Source organism: Pseudodesulfovibrio piezophilus C1TLV30 (assembly GCF_000341895.1).
In the GTDB taxonomy this organism is placed as follows: Bacteria; Desulfobacterota; Desulfovibrionia; order Desulfovibrionales; family Desulfovibrionaceae; genus Pseudodesulfovibrio; species Pseudodesulfovibrio piezophilus.
Window position 1 is genome coordinate 3,145,883 of sequence record NC_020409.1, and the last position, 15,441, is coordinate 3,161,323.

A 15,441-nucleotide genomic window follows, 5' to 3' on the forward strand; every position below is an offset into this window, starting at 1 on the left:
ATGAATCTCGCCAAGTGGTGCATCAAGAATAATCGTACTTCCCTCGTCCTGTTCGTGATCATCGCTCTTGGCGGTATCATGACTTTTATCAATATTCCCAAGGATGAAGACCCTGATTTTACCATCCGTACCGCTCTTGTCTCAACTCAGTTTCCAGGTGCATCTCCCCAGCGCGTGGAGGAATTGGTCACAGATAAGCTTGAGGAAAAGATTCGAGAATTGAGCGGGATCAAAGTTGTTCGGTCCCAGTCCATGACCGGGGTTTCCATTATTGAGGCTGAATTCGAGGATTCACTGAAGGATATGGAACCTGTCTGGCAGAAATTGCGTAACAAGGTTTCCGATGCGGAATCATCCTTGCCGGATGAAGCCTACGAACCTGTGGTCAATGATGAATTTGGCGATGTCTTTGGGATTGTCATTGCCTTGACCGGGGATGGATTTTCCTACCGTGAACTTAAGGACGCCGCTGATTCCATGCGGGACCAGTTATTGAAGATTGACGGCGTCGGCAAAGTGGAGCGATGGGGGACCCAGGCTGAGCGTATCTTTGTAGAATTTTCCAATTCTCGTATGGCTGCGGCAGGTGTCAGTCCTTTTGCCCTGGCCCAGATCATCGATAATCAGAATACAATTCAGCCCAGTGGTTCCAGTCAGGTTGGGCCGGAGCGTATTGTTATTGAGCCGACTGGAGAATTCAAGGGAGTGGACGATATCTATGCCCTGAGTATTCGCCCTGCCGGACAGAAGACATCCGTCAGGCTGGCAGACGTCGCGACGATTACACGGGGGTTTACTGACCCGCCGTCTACCATGACCCGGTACAATGGGCGTCCCGGTTTGTTTCTCGCCGTTTCCATGGCAGATGGCGGCAATATCACGGAACTGGGAGAACGGGTTCAGAAACGGTTGGGTGAATTACGCCAGGACATGTTCCTGGGCATGGATGCGGACGTTTTGGTTTTTCAACCGGATTACGTGAACACTGCCATCAGTGATTTCATGCTGAATCTTCTTGAGTCCTTCGGTTTTGTGGTTATCGTGATCCTTGCCTTTGCGGGCTTTCGAACCGGTTTGATAGCAGGGTCTCTCGTGCCTATGGCGATGCTTGGTTGCATTTGCCTCATGCCGTTTTTCGATGTCGGGCTGCAACGTATTTCCATTGCTTCATTGATTATCTCACTCGGTATTCTTGTTGATAACGGGGTCGTTGTTTCCGAAGCCATTCTTGTCAGACTGGCTGCGGGTGAGGAGCGACTCAAAGCGGTGGCCGGTGCTGTCAGCGAGTTGTGGATGCCGTTGCTCGCCGCTTCATTGACAACTATTTTCGCTTTTCTCCCTATCCCCTTGGCTGAGAATGCTACGGGTGAATTCTGTTTTTCCCTTTTTGTGGTGGTCTCTTTGGCCCTGTTGTGTTCGTGGGGCATGTCCATGAGCATGGTGCCGATGATGTGTTACTACATTCTTAAGCCGAAGTTGAAGGTGGAGACTTATATGGGGCGTCTCTATCGGTGGTATCGCAGTTTTCTTCTTCTGTGCTTGCGCAATAGAACGGTCTTTCTTGCCGGAGTCCTTCTCTGTTGCGGCGTGGCTGTATGGGGATTCAAGTATGTTCCGAAAATGTTCTTTCCCCCTAATGAACGGGCGCAGTTCACCATTGATTTTTGGCAGCCTTATGGAACGGACATTACCACGACAAACAAACGGGTGACTCGACTTGAAAAATTCCTTCTTGCGGACAAGGATATTGATAGTGTTGGTGTTTTTGTCGGGCATGGTGGGCCTCGCTGGTATCTGCCGCTCAATCTCGAACAGCAGAATAGCAATCTGGCCACATTCGTGATCAATACCAAGTCCGTGGAATCCGTTGATCCCCTTATTTCACGGACGAGAAAGGAATTGGAAGAGGCATTCCCTGATGCGGATTACAGTTTGAATAAACTGATGAATGGGCCACCGGTCGGTGCTCCGCTTCAGGTGCGTATTTCCGGCCCTGACATGAAAACCTTGTATGCTCTGCGAGATAAGGTGGTCGCACTTGTCGAAAAGCAACCCGGCATTACCCGTGTTTGGGATGACTGGGGGCAGTGGACCAAGAAAATGCTGGTTAAAATTGATCAGGAGAAGGCTCGCAAGGCCGGGTTAACCAGTTTTGACGTGGCAGTGAGCCTACAAACCAGCATGAGCGGTCTTCAGGCTTCAGAGTATCGGGATGGGGACACTTCGATTCCGATCCTGCTTCGTAACAATGAAGGCGTCCGTGATCATCTCGATAAAGTCGGAAGCCTGAATGTGTATTCCTACGATAGCGGAAAGAGTGTGCCTTTGAGTCAGGTGGCTGAGACGAAACTTGATTGGCAACCCTCTGATATCCGGCGTAGGGACCAGACACGGACCATGACTGTCAAGGCGAATGTGGGAGAAGGATACTATGCTCTTACTATTTTGGGATCGATTCGACCTCAAATCGATGAACTCATGAAGCAGGGAGATTGGCCGATCGGGTACACCGTCGAGTACGGAGGAGAATTTGAAAAGAGTGTGGAATCTCAGGAAGCGATTAATGCCAATATGCCTCTTGCCATGGGGCTGTTGGTCTTGGTTTTGGTCTTTCAATTCAATTCGCTCCGACGCCCGTTGATCATTCTCCTGACATTGCCTCCCATGATGGTCGGTATCACCGCCGGGATGCTCGCGACCAATGCTCCCTTCGGCTTCATGCCTATGCTCGGCATGATTTCTCTCCTGGGTATTATCGTCAATAATGCGATTATGCTCATAGACCGGATAGAAATTCAAAGGAGCCGGGGAATGGATCTTGCCAACAGCATCGTGATATCAGCCATGGAGAGGGCGAGACCCATCATCATGACTGCAACCACGACGATTATCGGCATGATTCCACTCTCGTTGCAGGGGGGCGAAATGTGGCGTCCCATGGCCAACCTGATCATGTCAGGGCTGGCCTTTGCGACAATTCTCACCCTTGTTCTCTGCCCGGTCCTATATTCACTGTTCTTTCGTCAATCCTTTGGGAAGTATACGTGGGACCCCGAAGAAGTCAGGCAGGGGAGTGACCTGAATGCGCTTTCTGAATAAGTGGTGATCATACGGAACAGCGCATCATCTCCATGAAGTTGGCGAGTTGTGGTAAATACGGTTCGGAAAAGAAGACATGTGTATCCATGGGGAGTGTTGCGACTGGTCGGTCTGCACTGGTGCGAACCCTGATCGCCGATTGGTCCATTTCTACTACCATCGGGACGACTTCTTCTTCACTCTCGCTACACAGGCTTTCTCTGGTGCCGGGGGTAAAAACCGTGGTTGTCCCATTGGGATGCACGGCCTTGACCCTGGTCAAGGTCGTGGTAACGCGGACAACAGCACCTGACTTGTCAAAGACCAAGGAATTCCAATCCCCATTCACACCAATGGCGTCCGGGTCATATGCCGTGATTTCCCCGGCTGCTGTCTTGACTGGAGTCGGTTTGGCCGGTTCCAGGGAACTGACTTCGCCATCAGGGGTGAAACTGACTCCGATACGAGTATCCAACATTCCGGCGGGGGTGGAAATGGAGATGGTCTCTCCTGGCCAGAGGGTGATGCTGCGCAGGGTTTCATTCTCGTAAAAACTGATTCCGATGATGCGCGTTGTGATGGTTCCGGAGGGAGTCACCAGAGTGACTGGGCGAGCAAGGTTCGCTTCATCTTCCTGTGCCCAATAGCCGGACAGCTTTCCATTGAGGGGGAAAATTCGATTGATGCATCCGTTTGCATGGAAGGAGATCAGTTCCGCAGGGATTTCCCCAGCTGGTGTCACAACTGTTTGTTGCGATTCCAGCGGCAGTGATTTGATGACCCCGGATTCATGAAAGACGACAGGTAAAATTTCCTTTCGACGCAGTTCGTTGGCTGTGTGCTGGGCAATGAATTCACCATACTTCGTTTCAATGGTCTGCATGATTTCCTCCGTGTCTTTTCAGGATGTTTGGTCACAGGAAAACGGTTTATGAAGTGGACAGTATCCCATCCATTTTCATCTGAGAAAAAGACTTCTCAACTGCAAGTCCTTTCGGGAGCATGAGCCAATCTAATTTTACCGTGTGCAGCCACTCTACAGTGCCATGACTGGTCAGGCGAGCGGGGTACATGCGCTTGTGCGGAATTGGAGAGGAAGCATATCCAAAAGAAAATCAGGATGAATTTTCTGAGCATAGAAGCGATCCTTTTTAATTGCGCTTGGCTAATTCGGATAATTCCAGCGAAGTCAGTGGACGTTCCAGTTGCCAGGCCAGTTTTCTTACCGCTGAAACAAGCTGAGGGAGCTCCCGTTCGGGATATTCAAGCCCGTTCTTATCAAGTGCGTGGGCAACTGCCGCCCGCCCGCTTTTGCCGCCAACCGCGAGAGTGCGATCTGCGCCGATGGTTTTCGGTGAAAACGGCTCGAAGAGGTCGGGAGATTTGCTGAGTGCGTGAGCGTGGATGCCTGATTCGCATGAAAAGATATCCTTACCTGCAATGGCTTTCGTTCGAGGAATCGGGACCCCGGCAGCTTCAGCGACTTGATGGCAGAGTTGACGAATCCCTTGAGTTTGATACCCATGACTTTCCTCCTTGATGGTAAAATACGCAGCAACTTCTTCAGTGGCGGCTATACCGGATCGTTCCCCGATTCCCAGAACACTGACATCTGCGTAATCTGCTCCTGAGGCCAAGGCTGTGATAGCATTTGCCGTGGCCATGCCAAAATCGTTATGGCAATGGACCGCCACATCGATTTCAAGATTCTCTTTGAAAGATGTAATCATTTTTTTTGTCTCAGAGGGAGTCAGCAAACCGAGAGAATCTGACAGTCGGACCCTTGAAGCCCCCATATCCTGTGCCAGCATCGCAGCAGTCAGGGAAAACTCCGGGTCGGCACGGGAGATATCTTCAAGGCCGACAGAAACATATTCCACGCCGAGAAGGACGGCGGATAAAACTGTTCCGGCCAATCGCTCAAGTAATCCTTCGCGGTTGGTGTGCAATCTGTTCTTGAGATGAAGATCGGAAACAGGGACACCAATATTGATCCTGTCCACATTCAATGCCGCTGCGGTGCGGATGTCTCCGTCCCGGCATGGGGTCCATGCGCTTATCCGGGTTGCCCCGGCGAAGGGGCGAACACGGCGAATCAGTTCTTCAAGTCCATTTTGACCTACCCAGCCCAGTTCTAATTCTTCCACACCAAGTTCAAGGAGTCCTCGTATGATGGCTTCCTTTTCTTTCATGCTGAAATAAGCGCCGAAAAGCTGAGCGCCTTCTCTGAGTGTCGTATCAATCAACATGTTGTTTCTCCCAATGTCATGTGCTGTTCCATGCGTATGGAGAAGCATGAACGATGCCAAAGCAGTCTGTTGATTTAACATTCTAAAATTACGTGTTTTTTTTAAAAAAGCGTTGCGGGTGTTGTTGCTGACATTTTTGTAGGTTCCTACAACTTCGTCTGCGAAGTTCGTTGCTTCCTACACTTTTCGTAGGTGAGTTGTCTCTGTGTGGTTTTATGATAAATCTTTTTATTTAAGGTGTTTACATTAACTTGTCACGAATGGCACGGGGTTTGCCATAGGGAGAAGCATCAACGCAAGAAAACCCATGGAGGAGAAATCATGAGGAAAGTAGCAATCTACGGTAAAGGCGGCATCGGAAAGTCCACAACCACTCAGAATACTGTTGCTGGTTTGGCTGAAATGGGACGTAAGATCATGGTTGTTGGCTGTGATCCCAAGGCTGATTCCACTCGTTTGTTGCTTGGTGGTCTGGCACAGAAATCCGTTCTCGATACCCTGCGTGAAGAGGGTGAAGATGTTGAGCTGGACGATATCCGCAAGCCTGGTTTTGGCGGAACATGGTGTGTCGAGTCCGGTGGTCCCGAGCCGGGAGTTGGCTGTGCCGGTCGTGGTATCATTACTTCCATCAACATGCTCGAGTCGCTTGGTGCCTACGAAGAGTCCGAAGGACTGGATTATTCATTCTACGATGTCCTCGGTGACGTTGTCTGTGGTGGCTTCGCCATGCCAATTCGTGATGGTAAAGCTGAAGAGATCTACATCGTCTGCTCCGGCGAGATGATGGCCATGTATGCCGCAAACAACATTTGCAAGGGTATCATGAAATACGCTGAATCCGGTGGCGTTCGTCTCGGCGGCCTTATCTGCAACTCCCGTAATACTGACCGTGAAGCTGATCTGATCACTGAGCTTGCTGCGAAACTTGGCACCCAGATGATCTATTTTGTCCCGCGTGACAATGATGTCCAGCGCGCTGAGATCAACCGCAAAACAGTTATCGAGTGGGATGGTTCTGTCCCGCAGGCCAACGAGTACCGTGGATTGGCCAAAGCTATCGATGAAAACGAAATGTTCACTATTCCCACTCCGTTGGAAATTGAGGACCTCGAAAAATTGTTGCTCGAATACGGCATCCTGGAAGCTGCATAAATCTCATTTCGCATCCCTCCCGGCGTCTTCCGACGGTCGAGACTCGACGAATTTCGTGGATGAACGAAAGGTCTGCTCTTAACACCGATGCCTTTGACCCGGGAGGAATAAAAGAGAAAATGCAACCAAAAGTACATAATTCAAGTAAGATAGGAGAGCGTTAAAATGATGATCATGGTAAGAGCGATTGTACGGCCTGAAAAAGCGGATGATGTCTTGGCTGCCCTGATGGACAATGGTTTTCCGGCAGTCACCAAATACTCCGTGGCTGGTCGCGGCAAGCAGCGCGGCATCAAGATCGGTGAAGTCACCTATGATGAAATCCCCAAGACCATGCTCATGAGCGTTGTCAACGCCGCAGACAAGGACTTCGTCATCACGACAATCATGAACGCTGCGCGCTCCGGCACCAAAGGTGCTTTCGGTGATGGTAAGATTTTTGTTTCCGAAGTCGAGGATGTCTACACCATCAGTTCCGGCGTCAACGATACTGCCGCCGCTTCCGAGGAGGCAGCATAATGAAGGAAATCATCGCAGTTGTGCGCATGGACATGATGAACCGCACCAAGGCTGCCTTGACTGAGGTTGGCGTGGATGCCTTCTTTGCTCACGAAGCACAGGGCCGAGGCAAGGGGTTTATCAACTCAAGTGTCCTGGAAGGCGCTGAGAGCGGATACGAAGAAGCCGCAGCAGTCCTGGGAGAAAAAGGGAAATTGTATCCAAAGCGCATGTTGACGGCAGTAGTCACTGACGATGTCGTGGAAGAGGTGGTGGAAGCAATCACCTCTGTCAACCAGACCGGGAAACCCGGCGATGGCAAGATTTTCGTCCTGCCTATTGGGGACGCAGCCCGCGTCAGAACCTCTGAAACCGGCGAAAAGGCGATCGCCTAAAGCGCCGCTTTGAAGGAGAGCAAATACATGGCTAAGACGAAAAAGGTCGTGCAGTTCGATGCCGCCGATATCAAGGAAGAACTTCTCAAGAAGTATCCGCCCAAGGTGGCTCGCAAGCGCGCAAAGCAAATAATGATCAATGAGGCTCAGGAGTCCGAGACTCCGCCTGAGATCCTGGCAAATGTCCGTACCATCCCCGGTATCATCACCATGCGTGGATGCACTTATGCCGGTTGCAAGGGGGTTATCCTCGGCCCCACCCGTGATCTCGTAAATATCACCCACGGTCCCATTGGTTGTGGTTTCTATTCCTGGCTTACTCGCCGTAACCAGACTGAACCTGGACCGGACGGTGATAACTACATGCCGTACTGTTTCTCGACCGATATGCAGGATCAGGACATCATCTTTGGTGGTGAAAAGAAACTCGCAGCAGCGATTCAGGAAGCATACGACCTGTTTCATCCCAAGGGGATCGCCATATTCGCGACCTGCCCGGTCGGCCTGATTGGTGATGATGTCCACGCAGTGGCCAAAAAGATGAAAGCCAAATTCGGAGACTGTAACGTGTTCGGCTTCTCCTGCGAAGGATACAAGGGAGTTTCCCAGTCCGCAGGTCACCACATCGCGAATAACCAGGTCTTCACGCACCTGATCGGTGAAAATGAGACCCCTTCTGAAGGCGAATACAAAATCAATCTCTTGGGTGAGTATAACATTGGTGGAGACGGTTTTGAGATAGATCGTATCTTCAAGAAGTGCGGTATCACCAATATCGCAACCTTCTCAGGCAACTCGTCCTATGATCAGTTCGCCTCTGCCCAGCATGCTGATTTGAGCGCGGTCATGTGTCATCGCTCTATCAACTATGTGGCTGATATGCTTGAAACTAAGTATGGCATTCCCTGGATAAAGGTCAACTTCATCGGAGCAGAGGCAACAGCGAAATCTCTGCGTAAGATTGCTGAATACTTTGGCGACAAGAAGCTTATCGATAAGGTCGAGGCTGTCATTGCAGAAGAGCTGGTCGAAGTGAAGACTGTCATCGAAGACGTTCGTTCGCGTACTGAAGGCAAAACAGCCATGATGTTTGTTGGTGGTTCACGTGCCCACCACTACAATGAACTGTTCGTCGAGATGGGAATGAAAACATTATCCGCCGGGTATGAGTTCGGTCATCGTGATGATTACGAAGGGCGTGACGTTATCCCCACTCTTAAAGTTGATGCAGATTCTCGTAATATTGAAGAAATCGAAGTCGTGCAGGATGAAAAACTCTACAATCCGCGCAAAACACCGGAAGAGTACAAGGCTTTGGAAGATGCCGGATTTAAGTTCAAGCACTATGAAGGCATGAATCCAGATATGGATAAGGGATCTTTGATTATCGATGATCTCAATCAGTACGAAGCTGACAAGCTGGTGGAAATCCTCAAACCTGATCTCTTTTGCGCAGGTATCAAAGAGAAATTCTCCATTCAGAAACTGGGCATCCCCATGAAACAGTTGCACAGCTATGACTCCGGCGGCCCGTATGCCGGGTTCAAGGGCGCAGTCAATTTCTACAAGGAAATCGACCGTCTCGTGAACAGCAAGGTCTGGAGCTACATGAAGGCTCCCTGGCAGGAAAATCCTGAACTTACCGGCACCTTCGTGTGGGAATAACCGAGGGAGAGAGAAGACAATGTTATTAAGACATACTAAAAAAGAAGTTGCTGACCGCAAGGCTCTGGTGATCAATCCGGCCAAGACATGTCAGCCTATCGGAGCCATGTACGCCGCCCTCGGTATTCACGGCTGCCTGCCTCATAGCCATGGTTCTCAGGGGTGCTGTGCGTATCATCGCTCCACCCTGACACGTCACTATAAGGAACCCATTTCGGCCGCGACCAGTTCCTTTACTGAAGGAGCATCGGTTTTTGGCGGACAGGCCAACCTGGTGCAGGCCATCGACAATATCTTCACGGTCTACGAGCCTGAAGTTATCGCAGTGCACACCACGTGTCTGTCCGAGACCATTGGTGATGACCTGAACCAGATTCGTACCAAGGCTCAGAAAGAAGGAAAGATCCCTGAAGGCAAGACTGTCATCGGAGCTCCCACTCCGAGCTATGTCGGTTCCCACGTCACCGGATTCTCCAATATGGTGAAAGCCATGGCTCAGTTGGCTGAACCGTCTGGCAAGAAATCCGGCAAGGTCAATGTCATCCCCGGTTGGGTCGAACCTTCCGATATGGCCGAGATCAAGCGTCTCGCTGGTTTGATCGGTGTGGACATCACTCTGTTCCCTGATACTTCCGGTGTTCTCGATGCTCCGCTGACCGGAGAATACAAGATGTTCCCTGATGGAGGCGTTACCGTCTCCGAACTCAAGAAGAGTGGCGATGCCATTGGAACTCTCGCTCTGGGTGAGTGGTGTTCGGCAGACGCTGCCCGCTGGCTCGATTCCAAATGCAAGGTGCCGTGCACTGTGCTGGATATGCCATTCGGACTGGCTGCCACTGACCGTTTCATTGATGTTCTGCGTACCGTGGCCGGAGTCTCTGTCCCCGATGCCGTGGCCACTGAACGTGGTCAGCTCGTGGATATGATTTCCGACATGCACCAGTACTTCTACGGCAAGCGTGTTGCCATCTGGGGCGACCCAGATCAGCTCATCTCCATGTGTGAATTCCTGGTCTCTCTGGACATGCAACCCGTGTATGTCGTGACCGGAACTCCGGGCAAGAAGTTCGAGAAGCGGATTCAGGAAATCTGTGAAGGGCAGCCCTTTGAAGTCAAAGTCAAGGCCAAAGGCGATATGTTCCTGATGCACCAGTGGATCAAGAACGAGCCTGTCGATCTGCTTATCGGAAATACCTATGGCAAGTACATTGCCCGTGACGAGGACATCCCGTTCTTGCGCTGGGGCTTCCCGATCCTGGATCGCCAGGGTCACCAGTACTTCCCGACAGTTGGCTACAAGGGCGGGCTCAGGTTGCTTGAAAAGATCCTGACCCTGTTCCTGGACCGTAAGGACCGCGACGATCCAGAACGGGTATTCGAACTCGTCCTGTAGCACTCCCATACCCGCGGCGGAGAGCTTCCCCCTCCGCCGCGGCTTTTGAAAGAGGCCCGATTGCCACGACGTCCACCTTTTGACATTCCGGTCCGACGGGCTGGACCGGAATACTTCTCCGGCATTCGGACCTTTTTGAAAAGCCGTAACATACAAAGGATACGCAGCATGGCACCCAGCTCCACTTCATACGATACCCATCCTTGCTTCGGCCTTGCTTCACGCAAGAATGTCGGACGCCTGCATCTTCCTGTCGCTCCCCGGGCGAATTCAAAAATCAGATTTTCTGGTTTGATCAAGGCCAAGTCCGCCATGCTTCCGGAGGAGGCCATGACCTGGCTTAAAAGCGTGATATCCGAAGGGACAACTGTCGATGTCGTTGGGATTACCGGTCCCGGCGATCCCATGGCTGTGCCTGAGCCGACCCTTCGGACATTGAACATGGTTCATGCAGAATTTCCGAAAATTTCATTGTGCATGACCACCGTTGGTATCGGGAGTGCCAAGTATGCATCTGAACTGGCCGCACTCGGGCTTTCCCATGTCACATTGCTGGTGGACGCCGTCTCTCCAGAGGTCGCAGAGAACCTGTACGCCTGGGTTAGACCGTCAACCAAGACGGTTCCATTACCGGAAGCGGTTCAGCTTTTGATGAAAGATCAGGCCGATGCCGTGGTTGCTTTCAAGGAAGCAGGAATCACCGTCAAGATCAATACCACGGTCTATCCGGGGATTAACGCCGGGCATGTGGAAGAGATCGCCTCAACCATGGCGAGCCTCGGCGCCGATATCATGGCAGTGGTTCCCTACAGGCCGGACCCTGACTGTACCGATGCTCCCGCCGAATGCGGTGCGGAGCTTATGGACACCATTCGCGAGGGGGTGGCGCGTCACCTGCATCTCATGCCTGCCTGGGAGGACTGTGGCGAGGACATCGTCGGTCTGACTTCACTCGAAAAGCGCGACGCCCCTATTTCTGTGCTGCCCAAGCCCATAGCCGATCGTCCCAACGTGGCCGTTGTCAGTTCAGGTGGTATGGACGTGGACCTGCATCTTGGCCACGCGGTCAAGGTTTTGATCTATGGCCCACGAGAAGATGGCCTGCCATGTCTGCTGGAATCCAGGGATGCGCCTGAACCCGGTTCCGGTTCCAGGCGTTGGAAAGACCTTTCCAAGCTGCTGAAGGATTGCTTTGTGCTCCTGACCGCGAGTGCAGGCGAAAAACCACGACAAATTTTGAGCCGCGATGGGCTGTCAGTCCTGATCACCGATGGGGAGATCGCAGGGACGGTAGACGTGCTTTATGGCGGCGGAAAAAAAGGCAAGAAATTCCGCAAACAATAGCGAGGAGAATCAATCATGGCCGTACCTGAGAGAATGATCATTTGTTGTCAGAGTTTTCGTGCAGCAGGCGAACCCAAAGGCATCTGTCACAAGCAGACCGATGGTTTCCTGCAGTACATCGAGGAAGAAATCCTGGACCGTGGTCTGGATGCCCTGGTTGTCGCCACAACCTGTCTCAAGCAGTGTGAATCCGGTCCGATCATGGTCGTTCAGCCTGAGAACTGGTGGTTCAAGGGTGTGGATAGTGAAGCGGTCATTGATGAGATTCTTGATGCTTTGGAAGACGGCGAACCCTGCGCTGCTTACCTTGCCGCATAAAAATTGAGAGAGTCCGATGTCTGAAGCCGCCGTCATCCGCCCCGCAATGAGTGTCCCCTTGACAGGGTACAGTGCTCCGCTCAGGTCGCTGACCTTTATGAGAGAGAGTGTCACGCTTGATGCACTGGAGCTGCGGCGCGGTCTGGAAAAGATGCTGAACAACGGTCGGGGACGCATCCTGATCGCGTCGAGTTCCAGCATGACTGAAGCTGGAGCCTGTTCGGGGCTTTTGATGGCACCCATGGCTCAAGACAGTCCCGCCCTCCCGAAAGGGAACATGCTTTCCCCAGTGGGAAGGCGGGACTCGGACATCGGTTCACAGTTGCAAGACAGGGGCACGGGACGGGGACTGCGCTCGGAGACGGCTCGAATACGTTTCGGGAAGGCATCGCCCCTGCCATCCTTTGCCCACTGTCCTGTTGTTAACAGACCGGAATTCCGGCTGTCATGTTCAGGGACCAACTCATAAGGGGAAGACTCATGAGTACGACGATCTTGGAAGAAAGAAAGGATCAGATCCACCGGACCGGTGAGGGCGCTATTGACATCGCCTGCAATCGTGAATCCTTGGCGGGCGCGGTCAGCCAGCGTGCGTGTGTATTCTGTGGTTCCCGCGTGGTTCTGTATCCTATTGCCGATGCCCTACATCTTGTGCATGGCCCCATCGGTTGTGCTGTCTATACCTGGGATATCCGGGGAGCGCTTTCCAGTGGCCCGGAGCTTCATAGGCTTTCCTTTTCTACGGACCTTCAGGAGATCGATGTCATTTTCGGTGGGGAAAAGAAGCTGTCGGCAGCGCTTGATGAATTGATTGACCGGCATCAGCCCAAGGCTGCTTTTGTCTACTCCACCTGTATTGTCGGTTTGATCGGTGATGATCTTGAAGCCGTCTGTCGCAAAATGAGCGAAGAGAAGGGGATTCCGGTTCTGCCGGTCATGTCCGAGGGATTCAAGGGAAACAAGAGAGCTGGGTATCTTGCCGCGTGCAAGGCGATGTTCCGGTTGATCGGCACACGCGATACTTCAGGGATTACTCCCATATCCATCAATATTTTTGGCGATTTCAATCTCGCTGGCGAGATATGGATCATTCGCGAATATTTCAGGCGCATGGGCGTGGAAGTCGTGGCAAACGTCACGGGTGATGGCCGTGTCAACGACATTGGGCGCTGCCATGGTGCCGCCTTAAATCTCGTCCAATGTTCTGGTTCAACTCTTGATCTGGCCAAAATGATGGAAGAAAAATATGGGATTCCCTATTTGCGGGTCTCCTATCTCGGTATCGAGGATATGGCTGATTCGCTCTATCAGGTGGCCGACTTTTTCAAGGATCAGGATACTGGGATCGTTGAACGCACCCAGGAGCTTGTCCGTGAAGAACTTGCCTCGCTCATGCCTGAATTGGCCCAGTACAGGAAAGATTTGGATGGGAGAAAAGTTGCTATGTACGTCGGCGGTTCTTTCAAGGCTTTCTCGCTGGTCAAGGCATTTCGTCACCTCGGCATGAAGGTTGTCATGGTCGGGTCCCAGACCGGGACCAAGGAAGATTATGCCGAATTGGAGCAGATCACTGATCCGGGCACAATCATTGTTGATGATGCCAACCCCTTGGAACTTTCCGCGTTCATCAAGGAAAAGGACGTCGATCTTTTTGTGGGTGGCGTCAAAGAGCGGCCTATAGCCTACAAATTGGGCGTTGGCTTTTGTGATCATAACCACGAACGCAAAGAAGCATTGGAAGGTTTCGAAGGTATGCTCAATTTTGCTCGTGAAGTTCATTCCTCTGTCATGTCCCCCGTGTGGAATTTTGTGCCCCGTCGCGCCAATCGCGTGCTTGAAGCCGAAAAGGAGGCTGTCAATGAGTAATGCTTCCACCAAGAAAACAGCTCGACCGAACTTTGTTTCAACAACCAATGCTTGCAAGCTGTGTACTCCATTAGGGGCGGCAATGGCTTTTCGTGGCATCGAAGGAGCCATCCCGTTTCTGCACGGTTCTCAGGGATGCGCCACGTATATGCGCCGATATGTCATTTCCCATTTTCGCGAACCCGTGGATATCGCCTCTTCGGCTTTGGGTGAGAAAAATGCCATTTATGGCGGTGGCCCGAACCTGAAAAAGGGTGTGCTCAATGTCATGAAGAAATATGAGCCGAAGCTCATCGGTGTGGCGACCACCTGCCTGACCGAAACCATTGGTGATGACGTCCGTATGATTCTCAAGGAATTTCATGGTGAATTTGGTGATCTGGATCTGCCTGAGATCGTGCATGTTTCCACTCCCAGCTACAATGGGACTCATACGGATGGATGGCATGGTGCCGTGCGTTCGCTGGTGGAACAACTCTGTACGACCAAGGCAGAGGAGGCCAATCGAGTCAATATCCTGCCTAACATGGTCTCCTGTGAAGATGTTCGCCAGCTGCATGACATCTGTCGTGATTTCGGCATCATGGGAACGATATTGCCGGATATTTCCGAAACCTTGGATGGTCCGACACTGGAGGATTATGTGAAAATACCCTCCGGTGGAACCACTCTCGAGGATATCAAGACCATGTCCGGCTCAAGGGCGACTATTGAATTTGGTCGTTGCCTTCCACAGTCCACAGGGGGAACCAGTCTGGAATCGATATTTGGTGTCAAAAATCATCGTTTAGGTCTTCCTATCGGATTGCGGGAGTCTGATCGCTTTTATGAGGCTCTCGAAGCTCTTTCCGGGACGCCTATGCCTCGGCGGTACGAATTGGAACGCGGCCGGCTGATTGATGCCTATGTTGATGGGCATAAATATGTCTTCGGAAAACGAGCTGTGGTTTATGGCGAAGAAGACCTTGTGGCCGGCCTGTGCGCCTTTCTTGCCGAGATTGGTATTGATGTTGTTCTGGCAGGAACAGGTTCTCGCAACAAAGGGCTGGAGAATGCCATTGCAGCTGTCACGGATGGTGTGGCCCGTCGTGCTCCGGAAGTCCGTGAAGGTGTGGATTTTCAGGATATAGCGGATGAGGCTGAAACGTTGAAGCCGGATCTGCTTATTGGGCATTCCAAAGGGTACAAGTACGCCAAGGCGTGGAACATTCCGTTGGTGCGGGTAGGATTTCCGATTCATGATCGCTTTGGCGGGCAACGGGTACTCCATCTTGGGTATAAAGGAGCACTCAACCTTTTTGACATGATCGTCAACACGGTCATCGACAAGAAGCAGACAGAGAGCCCTATCGGCTATGGATATATTTAAGATAATTATTGAAAGTATGGAATAACGATAACTGATCGATATGTTAACCAGCCTTCCGCCATCCCCGGTCTGCGCCAATGCGCTGACGCACTGACCGAGAGAGAGCGGGGTCTG

13 protein-coding genes are annotated in these 15,441 nt (G+C 51.7%); 11 read left to right on the top strand and 2 right to left on the bottom strand.

The window, feature by feature from the left end; translation table 11 throughout:
- A complete protein-coding gene (locus tag BN4_RS14560; protein WP_015416168.1) occupies nt 1–3,099 on the top strand; it encodes an efflux RND transporter permease subunit in 3,099 nt (1,032 codons plus the stop codon).
- Nucleotides 3,100–3,106: 7 nt separating this feature from the next.
- Here the strand turns inward: BN4_RS14560 and BN4_RS14565 are convergent, their stop codons facing one another.
- Together BN4_RS14565 and BN4_RS14570 are read right to left on the bottom strand one after the other, a co-directional pair.
- On the bottom strand, nt 3,107–3,961 hold the full coding sequence (locus BN4_RS14565; RefSeq protein ID WP_015416169.1) for a hypothetical protein: 855 nt from the start codon (nt 3,959–3,961) through the stop codon (nt 3,107–3,109).
- 268 nt (nt 3,962–4,229) lie between these two features.
- Nucleotides 4,230–5,327, bottom strand: a complete 1,098-nt coding sequence (locus tag BN4_RS14570) for a LeuA family protein (RefSeq protein ID WP_015416171.1) — start codon at nt 5,325–5,327, stop codon at nt 4,230–4,232.
- Nucleotides 5,328–5,648: 321 nt separating this feature from the next.
- Between BN4_RS14570 and nifH the strand changes: the two genes are divergently transcribed.
- The 10 genes from nifH (at nt 5,649) to BN4_RS14620 (ending at nt 15,327) form a co-directional block, all read left to right on the top strand.
- Nucleotides 5,649–6,479 (top strand): nitrogenase iron protein, encoded by an 831-nt coding sequence (nifH, locus tag BN4_RS14575; protein ID WP_015416172.1) that lies wholly within the window; start codon nt 5,649–5,651, stop codon nt 6,477–6,479.
- A 165-nt stretch (nt 6,480–6,644) separates the two neighbouring features.
- Nucleotides 6,645–6,998 (top strand): P-II family nitrogen regulator, encoded by a 354-nt coding sequence (locus BN4_RS14580; RefSeq protein WP_015416173.1) that lies wholly within the window; start codon nt 6,645–6,647, stop codon nt 6,996–6,998.
- Entirely contained in the window at nt 6,998–7,372 is a 375-nt protein-coding gene (locus tag BN4_RS14585; RefSeq protein ID WP_015416174.1) for a P-II family nitrogen regulator, read from the top strand. Before BN4_RS14580 ends, BN4_RS14585 begins: the two co-directional genes overlap by 1 nt.
- 27 nt (nt 7,373–7,399) lie before the next feature.
- Nucleotides 7,400–9,037 (top strand): nitrogenase molybdenum-iron protein alpha chain, encoded by a 1,638-nt coding sequence (gene nifD / locus BN4_RS14590; RefSeq protein ID WP_015416175.1) that lies wholly within the window; start codon nt 7,400–7,402, stop codon nt 9,035–9,037.
- A 19-nt stretch (nt 9,038–9,056) separates the two neighbouring features.
- Nucleotides 9,057–10,430, top strand: coding sequence for a nitrogenase molybdenum-iron protein subunit beta (gene nifK / locus BN4_RS14595; protein WP_015416176.1), 1,374 nt, complete (start codon nt 9,057–9,059; stop codon nt 10,428–10,430).
- Between the two features lie 168 nt (nt 10,431–10,598).
- The gene (locus BN4_RS14600) at nt 10,599–11,774 is read left to right on the top strand and encodes a radical SAM protein (RefSeq protein ID WP_015416177.1); all 1,176 of its coding nucleotides are present in this window, start codon (nt 10,599–10,601) and stop codon (nt 11,772–11,774) included.
- Between the two features lie 15 nt (nt 11,775–11,789).
- Nucleotides 11,790–12,092: a (2Fe-2S) ferredoxin domain-containing protein gene (locus BN4_RS14605; RefSeq protein ID WP_015416178.1), complete on the top strand. Its 303-nt coding sequence runs from the start codon at nt 11,790–11,792 to the stop codon at nt 12,090–12,092.
- 16 nt (nt 12,093–12,108) lie between these two features.
- Nucleotides 12,109–12,561 (top strand): hypothetical protein, encoded by a 453-nt coding sequence (locus tag BN4_RS14610; RefSeq protein ID WP_041720438.1) that lies wholly within the window; start codon nt 12,109–12,111, stop codon nt 12,559–12,561.
- An 11-nt stretch (nt 12,562–12,572) separates the two neighbouring features.
- The gene (nifE, locus tag BN4_RS14615; protein ID WP_015416179.1) at nt 12,573–13,958 is read left to right on the top strand and encodes a nitrogenase iron-molybdenum cofactor biosynthesis protein NifE; all 1,386 of its coding nucleotides are present in this window, start codon (nt 12,573–12,575) and stop codon (nt 13,956–13,958) included.
- Complete coding sequence (locus tag BN4_RS14620) at nt 13,951–15,327, top strand: nitrogenase component 1 (protein ID WP_015416180.1); 1,377 nt, start codon at nt 13,951–13,953, stop codon at nt 15,325–15,327. The genes nifE and BN4_RS14620 overlap by 8 nt, the downstream gene beginning before the upstream one ends.
- Nucleotides 15,328–15,441 lie beyond the last annotated feature (114 nt).

Coding starts and splice junctions, on each gene's coding strand:
- BN4_RS14570 (WP_015416171.1), bottom strand. CDS start 5,327: ATGTTGATTGATACGACACTCAGAGAAGGCGCTCAGCTTTTCGGCGCT.
- BN4_RS14620 (WP_015416180.1), top strand. CDS start 13,951: ATGAGTAATGCTTCCACCAAGAAAACAGCTCGACCGAACTTTGTTTCA.
- BN4_RS14605 (WP_015416178.1), top strand. CDS start 11,790: ATGGCCGTACCTGAGAGAATGATCATTTGTTGTCAGAGTTTTCGTGCA.
- nifH (WP_015416172.1), top strand. CDS start 5,649: ATGAGGAAAGTAGCAATCTACGGTAAAGGCGGCATCGGAAAGTCCACA.
- BN4_RS14610 (WP_041720438.1), top strand. CDS start 12,109: ATGTCTGAAGCCGCCGTCATCCGCCCCGCAATGAGTGTCCCCTTGACA.
- BN4_RS14585 (WP_015416174.1), top strand. CDS start 6,998: ATGAAGGAAATCATCGCAGTTGTGCGCATGGACATGATGAACCGCACC.
- BN4_RS14580 (WP_015416173.1), top strand. CDS start 6,645: ATGATGATCATGGTAAGAGCGATTGTACGGCCTGAAAAAGCGGATGAT.
- nifE (WP_015416179.1), top strand. CDS start 12,573: ATGAGTACGACGATCTTGGAAGAAAGAAAGGATCAGATCCACCGGACC.
- nifD (WP_015416175.1), top strand. CDS start 7,400: ATGGCTAAGACGAAAAAGGTCGTGCAGTTCGATGCCGCCGATATCAAG.
- BN4_RS14600 (WP_015416177.1), top strand. CDS start 10,599: ATGGCACCCAGCTCCACTTCATACGATACCCATCCTTGCTTCGGCCTT.
- BN4_RS14560 (WP_015416168.1), top strand. CDS start 1: ATGAATCTCGCCAAGTGGTGCATCAAGAATAATCGTACTTCCCTCGTC.
- nifK (WP_015416176.1), top strand. CDS start 9,057: ATGTTATTAAGACATACTAAAAAAGAAGTTGCTGACCGCAAGGCTCTG.
- BN4_RS14565 (WP_015416169.1), bottom strand. CDS start 3,961: ATGCAGACCATTGAAACGAAGTATGGTGAATTCATTGCCCAGCACACA.